General features: G+C 62.5%; 14 protein-coding genes. 2 read left to right on the plus strand and 12 right to left on the minus strand.

What is annotated here, in order from left to right; translation table 11 throughout:
• Positions 1-2: 2 nt before the first annotated feature.
• The 4 genes from AC07W4_RS21090 to potE form a co-directional block, all read right to left on the minus strand.
• Positions 3-542: an HD domain-containing protein gene (locus tag AC07W4_RS21090; RefSeq protein ID WP_495033834.1), complete on the minus strand. Its 540-nt coding sequence runs from the start codon at positions 540-542 to the stop codon at positions 3-5.
• Positions 542-943, minus strand: a complete 402-nt coding sequence (locus AC07W4_RS21095) for a hypothetical protein (protein WP_015094584.1) — start codon at positions 941-943, stop codon at positions 542-544. Before AC07W4_RS21095 ends, AC07W4_RS21090 begins: the two co-directional genes overlap by 1 nt.
• Before the next feature lie 182 nt (positions 944-1,125).
• A complete protein-coding gene (locus tag AC07W4_RS21100; protein WP_495033835.1) occupies positions 1,126-3,411 on the minus strand; it encodes an Orn/Lys/Arg family decarboxylase in 2,286 nt (761 codons plus the stop codon).
• Positions 3,408-4,817, minus strand: coding sequence for a putrescine-ornithine antiporter (gene potE / locus AC07W4_RS21105; RefSeq protein WP_495033836.1), 1,410 nt, complete (start codon positions 4,815-4,817; stop codon positions 3,408-3,410). The genes AC07W4_RS21100 and potE overlap by 4 nt, the downstream gene beginning before the upstream one ends.
• A gap of 183 nt (positions 4,818-5,000) precedes the next feature.
• Here potE and AC07W4_RS21110 point away from each other — a divergent pair, with 183 nt between their 5' ends.
• A complete protein-coding gene (locus tag AC07W4_RS21110; RefSeq protein WP_008050484.1) occupies positions 5,001-5,330 on the plus strand; it encodes a hypothetical protein in 330 nt (109 codons plus the stop codon).
• Positions 5,331-5,454: 124 nt separating this feature from the next.
• A complete protein-coding gene (locus AC07W4_RS21115; protein ID WP_046040328.1) occupies positions 5,455-5,871 on the plus strand; it encodes an organic hydroperoxide resistance protein in 417 nt (138 codons plus the stop codon).
• Between the two features lie 100 nt (positions 5,872-5,971).
• Here AC07W4_RS21115 and AC07W4_RS21120 read toward each other — a convergent pair whose 3' ends face one another.
• From AC07W4_RS21120 to AC07W4_RS21155, 8 genes are all read right to left on the minus strand, one after another.
• Positions 5,972-6,481, minus strand: coding sequence for a copper chaperone PCu(A)C (locus AC07W4_RS21120; RefSeq protein ID WP_495033837.1), 510 nt, complete (start codon positions 6,479-6,481; stop codon positions 5,972-5,974).
• Position 6,482: 1 nt separating this feature from the next.
• A complete protein-coding gene (locus AC07W4_RS21125; protein WP_495033838.1) occupies positions 6,483-7,088 on the minus strand; it encodes an SCO family protein in 606 nt (201 codons plus the stop codon).
• A 179-nt stretch (positions 7,089-7,267) separates the two neighbouring features.
• Positions 7,268-8,152: a ChaN family lipoprotein gene (locus tag AC07W4_RS21130; protein ID WP_495033839.1), complete on the minus strand. Its 885-nt coding sequence runs from the start codon at positions 8,150-8,152 to the stop codon at positions 7,268-7,270.
• 55 nt (positions 8,153-8,207) lie between these two features.
• Positions 8,208-8,975 (minus strand): heme ABC transporter ATP-binding protein, encoded by a 768-nt coding sequence (locus AC07W4_RS21135; RefSeq protein WP_495033840.1) that lies wholly within the window; start codon positions 8,973-8,975, stop codon positions 8,208-8,210.
• Positions 8,975-9,958, minus strand: coding sequence for a FecCD family ABC transporter permease (locus AC07W4_RS21140; protein WP_495033872.1), 984 nt, complete (start codon positions 9,956-9,958; stop codon positions 8,975-8,977). Before AC07W4_RS21140 ends, AC07W4_RS21135 begins: the two co-directional genes overlap by 1 nt.
• A 50-nt stretch (positions 9,959-10,008) precedes the next feature.
• Positions 10,009-10,893, minus strand: coding sequence for a heme/hemin ABC transporter substrate-binding protein (locus AC07W4_RS21145; protein WP_495033841.1), 885 nt, complete (start codon positions 10,891-10,893; stop codon positions 10,009-10,011).
• Between the two features lie 12 nt (positions 10,894-10,905).
• Positions 10,906-11,976: a hemin-degrading factor gene (locus AC07W4_RS21150; RefSeq protein WP_495033842.1), complete on the minus strand. Its 1,071-nt coding sequence runs from the start codon at positions 11,974-11,976 to the stop codon at positions 10,906-10,908.
• Positions 11,977-11,993: 17 nt separating this feature from the next.
• Positions 11,994-12,803 (minus strand): energy transducer TonB, encoded by an 810-nt coding sequence (locus AC07W4_RS21155; protein ID WP_495033843.1) that lies wholly within the window; start codon positions 12,801-12,803, stop codon positions 11,994-11,996.
• Positions 12,804-12,909 lie beyond the last annotated feature (106 nt).

Raw genomic sequence — 12,909 nt, forward strand, 5'->3', positions numbered from 1 at the left:
TTTCACCAGCGAAACATGGGCAGCGGCCGCAGCGGCGAGCGGAGCAATTGCCGGGCTGAAAGCTTCATCAGCATCGAGTGAAAACCGTGATCGGGAAAGGTCGACTGCACGGTTTTGATGAAGCTGCGGGGCAAGCCGAAACGCACCAGGCCCAGGGACACATCCACCAGATCGGCCCGGCGGAAGGGTTCGACGCTGTTGGCACAGGCGCCGTGATACCGGCGCAGCTTGTGGTGCTCAAGTATCAACGCACTGACTTCATCTTGCAGTTGCGGGCGTTGTCGGCTGTCGAGATATTCAGTGGCCAGTGCAATGGACGGCGGCAGGTAGTCAAGGGTGTCATCGGTCCAGATACCCAGGTCATGAAACGCCGCTGCGATCTGTATGGCATCCGGGGGCAAGCCTTCGGTACCGCTGAGGGCCGCATGGAAATTCAGCACCCGGTAAATGTGGTTGCGGTAGCCCTGAAGGTCGGCGCCGATGGCCAGGGCGAACGAGGTGAGGATCTCGTCGGTGAGGGGGAATTCGAGAATGGGTTTCATCAGGCGTCACGCAACAGGTCGTTGGCATTGAGCAGTTCGTAGGCAATCTCCGGGCGCTTTTCCATGGCCCGGCGAATGGCGGCGGGGATGTTGGCGCGGGTCTTGCGGCACAGCCCCGGCAGTTCGCCAATCTGGATGCCGATGCCGCGCATGGTGCGCACCTCATTGAAGCCGGGGGCGATGTCCACGCGGATGCCCAACTGTTCGAGCATGCGCCGTTGCAGGTGCTCCAGGTCGCTCAGGCTCTGCAGGTTTTCCAGGCGTTCGATCAGGCGTTTTTCTTCGTTGCGGGTCAGAAACAGAATGCGCAGGTCCGCCCCTGGTGTTTCCAGCAACGGGTCACGCCCGCAGTCGCAGGCGCCGGGCGGGCAGGGTGAGCGAATTGGAGCGGTGGTGGTCATGGGGATCAATCATAGAGCGCTGTGATCGAGTTTGCCCATAGGGATTTTGGGGGGGAGATGCAATGCAATGTGGGAGCGGGCTTGCTCGCGAAGGCGTCCTGTCAATCGGCAATTGCACCGACTGACACTACGCCTTCGCGAGCAAGCCCGCTCCCACAGGGGTTGCGGTGAGCCTGCTTGACTTACTTCAGTACCAGCATCCGATAAACGCCATCCTCAACCTCGATCCCGTGGGTGTCATGGGTGAAGCCGGGGAAGGATTTGTCGAAGGCTTCCAGTGCCTTGAGATACGCCAGCAACGGACCGTCCGCAGGGCCTGCGTTCTCACCCGGCATGAGCAACGGGATGCCTGGTGGATACGGCACGATACCGGTTGCGGCGAGACGCCCGGCGGCTTCGTTGAGCGTCACCAGCTCGATGTCGTTGCGCACCAGTTTTTCGTAGGCCTCCACCGGGCTGAACTCGGCTTTTGGCAGGGTACCGAAGGCCTGGGACATGTTGGCGGTGGTCTTGTGTTTCTTCATGGCGGCGAAGATTTCGTCGGCCAGATCCTTCAGGCCCATGCCGGCATAACGTTGCTGGTTGGCGTTGTACAGGTCGGGCAGGCACAGCTCGAGCTCGGCGTTGTCGTCGTAGTCACGCTTGAAGTCGAGCAGGGCGTTGAGCAGCGTGCCCCACTTGCCTTTGGTAATGCCGATGGAGAACAGGAACAGGATGGTGAAGTCGGTGGTTTTCTCGACCACGATACCCTGACGGCCCAGGTATGCCGTGACCACGCAAGCGGGGATGCCGGAGGCGAGCAGGCTGCCGTCGTCGCCCATGCCCGGGCTGAGCACCGAGACCTTGATCGGGTCGAGCATGCAGTAGCCGTCTTCGATGTCGCCGAAGCCGTGCCATACCGCGTTCGGGTGCAGGACCCAGCAGTTCGGGTCGGTCTTCAGCGTGGCCGGGTCGACCTCATGGAACGGCACGGTCGCTGCGCCAACCTGTACGGTCGGCGGCTGCCAGCAGGTGAAGAACCAGTCGCTCTTGCCCAGCATCTCGTTGTGCATGCGCGAGAGAACCTGGCGGAAGCTGATGGCTTCTTCAATCGACTCGTTGGTGAGGATCTGCCCGCTCGGTGCTTCCATCATCGCCGAGCTGACATCGCAGGACGCCATGATCGCGTAGTTCGGCGAGGTCGAGGCGTGCATCATGTACGACTCGTTGAAGCGCGCATGTTCGATCGGGTTACGGCCGTCACGCACGTGGATCATCGAGGCCTGGGACAGGGCGGCCAGCAACTTGTGGGTCGACTGGGTGGCGAACACGGTCGGCTTGGACTTGTCGTGATCGGCGGGGTTACCGTGCATGGCATGGCGTCCGCTGTACAGCGGGTTGAAACGCGCATAACCGTACCAGGCTTCGTCGAAGTGCAGACGGTCCACGCTTTCGCCCAGCAGCTCTTCGACGCGGGTGACGTTGTAGGTCAGGCCGTCGTAGGTGGAGTTGGTGACAATGGCGTGCACCGGCGTCGGGTCGATGCCTTGCTTGACCAGCGGGTTGTCGGCGATGGCGGCTTTCACGCCTTCGGCGCTCAGGGTCTGCGGCAGGATCGGGCCGATGATGCCGTAGCGGTTGCGGGTCGGCACCAGGTAGGTCGGAATCGCCCCGGACAGGGTCATCGCATGCTCGGCGGACTTGTGGCAATTGCGGTCGCACAGGGCGATCTGGTTGCGCGTGACGCTGGCCATGAGGATGACGCGGTTGGACATCGACGAGCCGTTGGTCACGTAATACGTGCGGTGGGCGCCGAAGACCTTGGCGGCATAACGTTCGCCCTGGCCGATAGGGCCGCTGTGATCGAGCAGGGAGCCCAGTTCGCCGACCGAGATCGACAGGTCGGAACGCAGCAGGTTCTCGCCGAAGAACTCGTAGAAAGCCCGGCCTGCGGTGCTTTTCAGGAACGCGGTGCCGCCGGCATGGCCTGGGGTGTGCCAGGAGTATTCATAGTTGCGGGCGAACTTCACCAGTGCGCCGAACATCGGCGGCAGGGCGGCCTGGCGATAGCGCTCGATGGCCGCCAGGATGCGCCCGCTGAGGAAGCGGGAGGTGTCTTCGGGCAGCCAGATGAAGTCATCGGCGTGTTGCATGACCAGCAACGGAATGCTCGATGCGGTGGTACGGTCGCTGATCAGGAACACCGGTACGCGGGTGTTGCGCTCACGCAGTTTGACCAGCAGTTTGGTGCAGTCGGCGTGGCCTTCGCTGGTGTCCATTTCCCAGCGGATGAGCACGCATTGAATGGCAGGGTCCGAGCGCAGGATCGAAGCGGCATCGGTGAGGCTTTCCGAGGCCAGTACGCTGACACCACGGCCCTCTACGTCATGGATCAGTTGATCCAGGGCGCGGCCAAACACCGTTCGCTTGTCCGGCGGACTGCTGACCAGTAGCGCCAGCATGCCCAGCGAGTGTTTATATTCCGTCATGCTTGAACCTCCACAGTGGTTTTATTCAGACTGTTCACCGGCACTGGCACGGCAGTGAGGTGCTGCGCGCTGACGGTTTGCGTCGGTACGCTGTTGTTGAGCGCTTCGAGACGGATCAGGCGGTTGTTGACGAAACCGAACAGGGTGTAGCCGACGATCGTGGCCACGCCGCCCAGCATCAGGGCCTGCTCACCGGAACTGTAAAGCGCCAGGTAGCTGTAGGCCGCCGCGATCAGGGCAATGACGTTGGTCGCCAGTGCCTTGCCTTCCGGCACGTTGGAGACTTTCTGCATGGTCATCAGCGCGGCCATGGACAGGATGTACGGCACCAGGTTGGTGACCACCGCGAGGTTGACCAGGGTGTCGAACTGTTTGCTCAGGTCCGGGCTGATGGTAAGCAGGGCCAGCGCGGTCTGTGCCGCCAGCAGCACCAGCATGCCGACAATCGGCGTTCCCGCTTTGTTGCCCTTGGCGAAGATCGACAGGAAGTAACCGGTGTCCGCCGAGCTTTTGTACACCTGGGCGATGGTGAACTGCCAACCCAGCAGCGAGCCGATGCAGGCGAGCACCATGGCCGCCATCACGATGTCGCCGACCATTGGGGTGAACATCTTGGCGAACACCAGGCCGAACGGCGCGGTGGACGCAACCAGTTCTTCGTTGCCGACGATACCGAAGATGACGTTGGTGGAGACGATGTAGATCACCGCCGCGCCCAAGGTGCCGCCCAGCACGGCAATCGGTACGTTGCGCTCAGGGTTTTCCACCGCGTCGGTGTTGGCGCAAGCCGACTCCAGACCGAGGAAGGCCCACAGGGTAATTGCCACCGAGGCGCCTGCTGCTTCGAACCAGCCCTTGTCGTGGGGGTTCCAGCCGGCGGCGTAGACACTGCTGTCGAACCAGAACCAGCCCACCGTGGAGACCAACACCACCGGTGCAATCACACCCCAGACCGTCACCGCGCCGATACGGCCGGTAATGCTGGCACCGCCAAAGTTGGCGAAGGTGGTGATCCACAACAGGGCAATAGTGGCCAGGCCTACTTGCAGCGAATCAAGTTTTATCCCGAACAACACCTGTATATAGCCGACCGCGGTAATACTGATCGCCACGTTGGCAATCAACAGCGAGAGGCCATAGGTGTAGTTGGTGATGTAGTTACCTGCTTTACCGAAGGTGTATTCGGCGTAACCGCCCATGCCACCGGTCTTGCGGCTGAGCATCCCGCATCGCGCAAAGGCGTAGGCCAGAGCGAGGGAGCCGGTGGCCGTAATCAGCCAGGAGAGGATTGAAATTGCACCGACTTCTGCGAGTTTCGTCGGTAGCAGGATAATTCCTGAGCCCAACATGTTGACGGCGGTCAACATTGTCAGTTGCCCCACACTCATTTTCTTTGCGACTGACATTCCGTTGCCTCACTTAGTTGGCGATTGAGAGTCTTAGCTATAGCAAAGGATTGAAAACTCGCAAGAAATGGCCTCAGCCATCTCGTTTTTTGCACTTATTTGCAAAAAAGGCACGATGCTGGCCCCCAAGTTTAAAAATCCCCCGCAAAATTATTTCATTTTCAACTAGTTAGATAGGTCAAGATGCGCAAGATATGGATCGCGTTAATTCCGCTAGTTGTTGCGGGTATCACCAATTCGACGCAAGCCAAAGAACTGGCCACCCAGGATCAATATATGTGCAGTTGGGGGGCTGGCACCGCTGCAAGGGCGCAGGAACTCAAGCTTTCAGGGGTTTCCCTTTACGCCGCGCGGCAGAAAATCCAGGCCTACAAGTTCGCCAAAACATGGATGCGCATGATGGCACTTGGTATTACAGAGCAAACTTATGACAGTTCGTCGCGATTGAAGCCGACTGCCGTGCGGCAAAGCTTTTATGAGGACTGCGTCAGGTACAAGTTGGCGCGTAAATAAGGAAGAAGCGGACGCCGGTCGGATTAACCGCGGTGCGGGGCTGCGACGTCTATATTGATTGACCATCCCAGCGACCCGATGGGGTGCAAAAACCGGTTTCTTACAACTCAATCAGGAGGTCACCATGAGCCAGATCGATAAAGTGTTGTACACCGCCCAAACCCACACCACCGGCGGGCGTGACGGCGCGTCCCGCAGCTCCGACGGAATCCTTGATGTGAAGCTTTCATCGCCAGGCGCGGGCGGTGGCGGTACCAACCCCGAGCAACTGTTCGCTGCCGGGTGGTCAGCCTGTTTCATTGGCGCCATGCAGGTGGCAGCCAGGGAAATGAAAGTGGCGTTGCCCAAGGATGTGGCCGTCGATGCCGAAGTTGATTTGGGCACCAATGAAGGCGGCTACCTGCTGCAGGCGCGGCTCAATGTCAGTCTGCCGGGGCTTGACCGTGAAACTGCGCAGAAAATCGTCGACACCGGGCACCAGTACTGCCCGTACTCGAAAGCCACGCGCAACAACATCAACGTCGTGCTCAAGCTTGTTTGAGTTGACGTGAATCTGAAAAAGATCGCAGCCGGCGGCAGCTCCTACACCGATTTTGCAGGAGCTGCCGCCGGCTGCGATCTTTTTGCTGTTGCGAGGAAAATCAATTCATCTTGCTGTGATCATGCGCCATGTTGCCGTGATCCATGGTGCCAATCGCCTTGGCAACGGCTTCAACCTGGATCGACTCTTTCTCGCCCTTGGCGTCTTCGACGGTCAGGGTCAGCGGCACCTTGTCGCCTTCCTTGATCTGGCCCGTCAGGTTCATGAGCATGATGTGGTAGCCATTGGGGTCCAGGCTCACCGCTTTACCAGCCGGCAGTGCCACGGCGTCCACCTGCTTCATTTTCATCACGTCGTCTTTCATGCTCATTTCATGAATCTGCACCAGCCCTGCCACCGGCGTTTGCACGCTCAACAGTTTGCTGTCGCTGCTCGCGGTGACGGTCATGAAGGCGCCGCTTGACGGCTGGCCGGCCACGGTGGCGCGGACCCAGGCGTCGTCGACCCGGGTTTGCGCCGACGCCTGAAAGGCCAGGCCGACCAGGGACAAGCCAAGTGCCAGCTGCCTGCAACGTTGCGCGAAACGGTTCTTAGTCTGCGGGGCATTCATTTCAGCAAATCTCCATCACGGTGAGCAGGTCTTCTGCGCACTCTTTGGCCGTCAGGGACGCGGACAGTCCCAGGCGCAGATTGCCCCGGGAGTCGAAGACATAGCTGGTCGCGGTATGGGAGAGGGTATAGGTATCGCCGCTCGGGACCTTCTCAAAGAACACGCCGAATTCCTTGGCGGTGGCGGCGGTTTCTTCAAGCGTGCCGTACAGGGCTTCGAAACTCGGGTCGAAAGCCTTGACGTATTTGTCGAGCAACTCTGGCGTATCGCGCTCAGGGTCCAGGGTGATGAAGATCACCTGCAACCTTTCGCCATCGCGGCCCATCAGCTTCTTGGCCTGGGCGGCACGGGCCAGGGTGGTCGGGCACACGGCCGGGCACTGGGTGAAACCGAAGAACACCAACGGCATCAGGCCGCGATAGCTGCCCAGCATCCTGGTTTCGCCCTCGGTGTTCGTGAGCTTGAAGTTACGCCCCATGATCTTGTCGCTGAGGTCTTTGCCGTACTTGAACGACAGCTTGCTGCTGTCGTCGCAACCGGCGAGCAGGCCCAGGCTCAACAGGCCCATGCCTTGCAGGACAGTTCGGCGGGTAAACAAAGTACTCATGGAAAAAAGCATCCTGTTGAACAGGCTGAAACTGACAGCGTGGTGACTGTACAGACGAAAAAATCGGGGGGATCTTAACAAACTGTGCCGGTAGCGGCGGGGTGGATACGACCATTGGACCGGCGCAGAGGCGTGACATAGTGTCGCGCCGTCAGGGCGAGAGAGCTCCCTCGCCACAATTAACGACGCAACTTCGCGCAATGATCCTGTTCCGGCTGTGCAGCCGTGTACCACACGTAATCCGCGCTCTCGGCAGTCACGGTCTTGCCCGCTTCGGCGAGGATCAGCACCGCATTGCCTTCACCGGCACCGAGGTCTTTCAAGTGCAGCGGCACCCCCAGATCCTTGCGCACATGAAAGGCCCCGGCCAGCAGCAACGCCGGCGTCGGCGCGGCCATCAGGCGCTCGGCCATGCGCCGGTCGCGTTGTTGCTGCACGGCGAGCATGGCCGGCATTTGTGATTCGGGCAGCAGACCGCAATGGGATTGGCGGATGTCGTCCAGCAAGGTCGCCTGCACCTGTCGGGTGGTGGACGCTTCGCCTTTCAACTCAGGGCGCTGTCGGTAGATCTGCATGATCTGCGCGCGGTCCAGGTTCGCCGCCAGCAGTGGATAGGGTTGGCGCAGCGCGTAGGTGACGAGGGCACCGTAGACGCTCCAGTCCCAATTGGCCTGCCAGGCCAGCGCCTTGAACGCATCCGCCGGCGGCTGGCCAGCGCGGGTCGCGCTTTGCGCGGCATCGACTTTGGCCTGTTGATCGGGGTTGAGCATCTCCATCAGCAGGCTGCCCTGTGCACGCTGTGCCGCCAGCTCGCGCAGCAACCACAATTGCAGGGCGTGGTGGTCCGGGTTGTCGTGCTGTTCACCGACCAGAACCCGAGGCGCGGCAGCCAGACGCCCGACCAATTCCTGCGGGGTCAGCGTGCGACCGCTGGCCAGTTCGCGGATGACGCCGAGATCGGCATGATCGCGCCCCTGCGGGGCAATCGGCGCCGGGGGCGGCGTTACAGAATGGGTTTGGCAGGCAGCCAACAGGCTGAACGCACACAGCAACAGAAAGCGCATCGGTTTTCCTTGAATAGACAGAAGCCCCCTCGATCAACGAAGGAGGGGGACGGTATCAGCGCGCGATGATCAACGGGTGGCCGCGTTCCGGGTGTTGGTGAATCAGCACCTCCAGGCCATACACCGCCGCCAGCGCCTCGACGGTCAGCACCTGTGCCGGTGGACCGTAGGCGTGGGGCAGGCCCTGTTGCAACAACAGCAGTTGATCGCAGTAACGTGCGGCCAGGTTGAGGTCGTGCAGGATCACCAGCACGGCGGCACCACGCTCGGCGAAGTCGCGCACGGCTTGCAAAATGGTGTGCTGGTGCAGCGGATCGAGCATCGACGTCGGTTCATCGAGCAGCAGGGTTTGCCCTTCGGCACCTGGCCAGAGCTGTGCGAGCACTCGCGCCAGATGCACGCGCTGGCGTTCACCGCCGGACAGGGCCAGATAGCTGCGTCCGGCCAGATGAAGGGCGTCGGCGGCTTTGAGCGCCTCGGCGACGATTTCGGCATCGCGCACGCGGCCGCTGGCATGGGGCAAGCGCCCCATGCCGACGACTTCATTGACCGAAAACGCAAAGTTCAGGCTCGAACTCTGCGGCAGCACGGCCAGGCGTTTGGCTCGCTCCTGACCCGGCCAGTCGGCGAGTGGACGCTCGTCGAGGCTGACCCTGCCTTCACTGGTCGCCAGTTCACCACACAAGGCCGCGAGCAGGGTGCTTTTGCCGGCACCATTGGGGCCCAGCACACCCAGCACTTCACCGGGGCGCAACTCGATATCGATGTTCGCCAGTACCGTGCGGTTGCCACGACGTACCAGCAAGTTGTTTGCCCGCAGCATCAGGAACGCCCTCGTACCAGCAGATAGAGAAAGAACGGAGCGCCGATCAGTGCGGTCACGATGCCGATGGGCAATTCGGCCGGCGCCAATAGCAGGCGCGCGGCCAGATCGGCCAGCAACAGCAGGCTCGCACCGGCCAGCAACGACGCGGGCAGCAACACCCGGTGATCCGGACCCACCAGCAGGCGCATCAGGTGCGGTACCACCAGACCGATAAAGCCGATCAGGCCGGCCGCCGCGACGGCCGCGCCGACGCCGAGCGCCGTGCACAACACCAGCTCAAGCTTGATGCGCTCGATGTCGAAGCCCAGGTGACGGGCCTCCGATTCACCCAGCAGCATGGCATTGAGCGCCGCCGCACGACGTGGCAACCACAGCGCCACGCCCAGGGTGACGATCAGCAATGGCCACAGGCGCGGATAGCTGGCGCCGTTGAGGCTGCCCAGGTTCCAGAACGTCAGGGTGCGCAGGGTCGCGTCATCGGCCAGGTAGGTGAACAGACCGACCCCGGCACCGGCCATGGCCGTCATCGCCACACCCGCCAACAGCATGGTGGCAACATCGGTTTGCCCATTGCGGCGACCGAAGCGATACACCACCGCCGTGACAATCAAGCCACCGGCGAAGGCGCTGACCGACAGCAGATAAGGTTCGATGGCCGGTGGCACGCCACCCAGCAGGCTGCCGCCGACGATGGCGAGGGCGGCACCCAGCGCGGCACCGCCGGAGACGCCGACCAGGCCAGGATCCGCCAAGGGGTTGCGGAACAACCCCTGCATCGCCACGCCGGACAACGCCAGCACCGAGCCCACGGCGATGCCGAGCAGGCTGCGCGGCAGGCGGATCTGACCGAGGATCAGCTCCGCCTGCTGCGTGTCGCCCCCGTCAAGCGGCAACCCCAGCAGGCGCATCCCGGCCAGCAAGATATCGCCCAGGGGCAGGCTGACCGGCCCGAGAGCCAGGGACAGCCAGAACACCAGCACCAGCAACAGCAGCAAAAAGATCAAGGTCGGACGCGGCCGGAAAATGGCCGTCATGGGTTGATTCCGGCGGTCTGCGCTTTGGCATCCGGGTAAAACGCCGTGGAAAGACGGGTCAACGCGTCCGGTACCCGCGGGCCAAGGCCACCGACCAGCAGCGTCGGGTCGATCACCACCACCCGGCCATCACGCCCGGCCTGGGTTTGCGCCAGGATCGGGTTCTGTTCCAGCAGGGCTTTGCGGGCCGCATCGCCTTCCAGTTTACCGCCGGCAAAGATGATCACCTGCGGGTCCAGGCTCAGCATCGCTTCACTGGAGACCGGTTTGTAGCCGTTGTGCTCACCCAGGCTTTTACCGCCGGCCTGCTGGATCATCCAGGCCGCCAGGGTGTCCTTGCCCGCCACTTGCAGGTTGCCACCGGAATGGCTGAGCAGCATCAGCACCCGGGGAGCCGGTTGCTGTTGCTGCGCCAGCCTGACCCGGTCGGCCTGGGTGTGCAGACGCTTGAGGTAGCCTGCCATCAGCGCCTGGGCCTCGGTTTCCTTGCCCAGCAACTGGCCGAGTTCGGTCAGGTTGTGTTGCAGGGCCGGCACGTCGGCCTTGGCCGAGAGCAATTCAATGCGCACGCCGGCAGCCTTGAGTTGCTCCAGCACCGGCGGCGGGCCCATTTCGTTGCTGCCCACCAGAATGTCCGGCTTCAGGGCCAGGATGCCTTCGGCCGCCAGCGCACGCTGGTAGCCGACGCCCGGCAGGCTGTGCAGCGACTGCGGGTACTGGCTGGTGCTGTCGACTCCCACCAGCTTGCTTTCGCCGCCCAGGGCAACCACCCATTCGCTGAACGCACCGCCGGCGCTGACCCAGCGCTGGGGCAGGGCGTCGGCGACGGCCATCTGGCTGACGAGCACGCTGGCACAGGCCAGCAGTGTTTTCATACGCATCGGGACTATTCCTTAGCCGATCAGAGGGGTGGCGGTTTCAGCCAGGGCACGCCAGTCGTCACGCTCAGGGATGCCCGGCTTGCGCACGCCGAACAACTGGATCACCAGTTCGCCTTCGGCATCGAAACCTTCGTAGCTGGTGATGATGCCATCGACGCTCGGCTTGCGCACACGCCACAACTCGGTCACGCCGGTCGTCTTCAGGTGCAGGTTGAACATCGGGTCGAGCACGTTGAACCAGGTGTCCATCCAGCGCAGGTTGCTGACGGGGCCTGAGTGAATCTGGATGCAATGCTTGTTGCCGACGAACACCATGATCGGCACTTCGCGCTTGCCGGCTTCTTCGATGACCTGGGTCAGCTCGACGGTGGCCAAGGGTTCTGCCCACTCGTTTCCGGCCAGGCGCAGGGCCTGGGTGCGCGCTACATCGTTGCGCTTGAGCAGCATGAAGAAGTCGTGGGTATCCTTGAGCTGCGACCATTCGCTGCGCAGGGTGTCGACGTCCACTTCGCTGTCGACACGCGGGGCCTTGGCTTGCGGCAGCGGTTGCAGGTCCAGTTCGGCGCTTTGTTCCTCGGCACGGAAACGCTCGACCAACGGCGCCCAGGCGGCATCGAAGCTGGTGGCGGTCAGGTAGACCTTGTGCACGGCCAGGCCCTGGCGGTCGAACACCTGGACGCTGCGCTGCGGGCCGCGCGGGGTGCTTTCATCGACGGCGAACACGCTGGCCCAGCCGCTGAGGAACAGGCGCAGGTCGATGTCCGGCGACAGCACCATACCCATCTGGCCGCTGCCCATCACGGTCACTTCGCTGTACACGCCTTTGCGCTCGTGCACGCAATGCTCGTTGCGGGTCAGGGCCATGATGGTGCCCAGTTCCCCCAGCGCCGGCAGCAGTTCCTTCCATTCCGGGCGCAGACGCACGGTGTCGGTGCCCAGGCGGCTGGCGGTCAGTTCAGCTTCGCTGACACCCAGTTTGGCGGCGGCGTCGCGGGCGCGCAGGCCGGGTTGTTCGGCGCGCAGTTGTTGCCAGGTCTGGTACAGCGCCGGGGCGACTGGCAGGGCGGAAGTATTGGCGGTCATGTGATGCTCCTTCAGGATCAACGGTTCGCCGTGAGGGCGAATTCTATTGGTATCTCTACACGGCTGGGCACAGCCCGGCCGTCGACAATTTCGGGGCGGAAACGCCAGGTGGTCACTGCTTCGAGAGCGGCCTGGTCAAGGCTCTCCACCCCCGAGGAACGCACCAGCGTCAGCTTGAGTTGTTGGCCGCGCTCATCGAGGCGCACCTCGATCCGCACCACACCCTGCTGGTTGCGACGGCGGGCAGTGTTGGGATAACGGGGCGCCGGGGGAGGGGTGACGAAGGACGGGCGCAGGCTGACCACCGGGGTGAGCATGGGCGCCGGAGCGGCAGCGACGGGGAGGGTCGGGTTGGCGTTCTGTGCGGGCGCGGCGGCGGGCGTCGCTGCCGGTGCCGGTCGAGTCGGGGTCTGCGCCATGGTGGCCGGAAGCTCAACGGGTTCGACACGACGGGGTTCCGGTTTGGTTTCGCCACGAGGTTTGGCAGGCGGCTGTGGCTTGCCTGGCGCCTTGACCTTGGACGGCTGGGTACTGACCGGCAGCGGTTTGACCGGTATCGGTGCAGGCGGTGCGGTCTCGGCTTTCGCCGTTTCAGGTTGCTTCGCAGGTGCAGGCGCAGGTGCTGGTGCCGGCATCGGGGCAGGCGCGCGCACGGGCTGCGGCGCAGATGGTGTGGGCACGGCAACCGGCGCCAGCGTCACCAGTTGAATCGCCATCGGCGGCTGAAAGGCCAGCGGTTCGGGCGCGGCCTGAATCTCGCGAACGAGCCATCCGGCGCTCAAATGCAGCGCAATCGATAACCCCAGACAACCCCAGAAGTGCTTCATGCACGCTCGTTCTGATTTTGAAATATAATGCACATGATAATAATTTGCATTTACAAGTCAAGCTGGTTATCTTCGCCGCCGCTGCCGACAAGCGTTTTTGTATACA

The sequence above is a fragment of the Pseudomonas sp. GW821-FHT02A08 genome (assembly GCF_059422045.1).

Bases quoted from the DNA above. Each gene is read 5' to 3' on its own strand.
- AC07W4_RS21090 (WP_495033834.1), bottom strand. From the start codon at position 542: ATGAAACCCATTCTCGAATTCCCCCTCACCGACGAGATCCTCACCTCG.
- AC07W4_RS21095 (WP_015094584.1), bottom strand. From the start codon at position 943: ATGACCACCACCGCTCCAATTCGCTCACCCTGCCCGCCCGGCGCCTGC.
- AC07W4_RS21100 (WP_495033835.1), bottom strand. From the start codon at position 3,411: ATGACGGAATATAAACACTCGCTGGGCATGCTGGCGCTACTGGTCAGC.
- potE (WP_495033836.1), bottom strand. From the start codon at position 4,817: ATGTCAGTCGCAAAGAAAATGAGTGTGGGGCAACTGACAATGTTGACC.
- AC07W4_RS21110 (WP_008050484.1), top strand. From the start codon at position 5,001: ATGCGCAAGATATGGATCGCGTTAATTCCGCTAGTTGTTGCGGGTATC.
- AC07W4_RS21115 (WP_046040328.1), top strand. From the start codon at position 5,455: ATGAGCCAGATCGATAAAGTGTTGTACACCGCCCAAACCCACACCACC.
- AC07W4_RS21120 (WP_495033837.1), bottom strand. From the start codon at position 6,481: ATGAATGCCCCGCAGACTAAGAACCGTTTCGCGCAACGTTGCAGGCAG.
- AC07W4_RS21125 (WP_495033838.1), bottom strand. From the start codon at position 7,088: ATGAGTACTTTGTTTACCCGCCGAACTGTCCTGCAAGGCATGGGCCTG.
- AC07W4_RS21130 (WP_495033839.1), bottom strand. From the start codon at position 8,152: ATGCGCTTTCTGTTGCTGTGTGCGTTCAGCCTGTTGGCTGCCTGCCAA.
- AC07W4_RS21135 (WP_495033840.1), bottom strand. From the start codon at position 8,975: ATGCTGCGGGCAAACAACTTGCTGGTACGTCGTGGCAACCGCACGGTA.
- AC07W4_RS21145 (WP_495033841.1), bottom strand. From the start codon at position 10,893: ATGCGTATGAAAACACTGCTGGCCTGTGCCAGCGTGCTCGTCAGCCAG.
- AC07W4_RS21150 (WP_495033842.1), bottom strand. From the start codon at position 11,976: ATGACCGCCAATACTTCCGCCCTGCCAGTCGCCCCGGCGCTGTACCAG.
- AC07W4_RS21155 (WP_495033843.1), bottom strand. From the start codon at position 12,803: ATGAAGCACTTCTGGGGTTGTCTGGGGTTATCGATTGCGCTGCATTTG.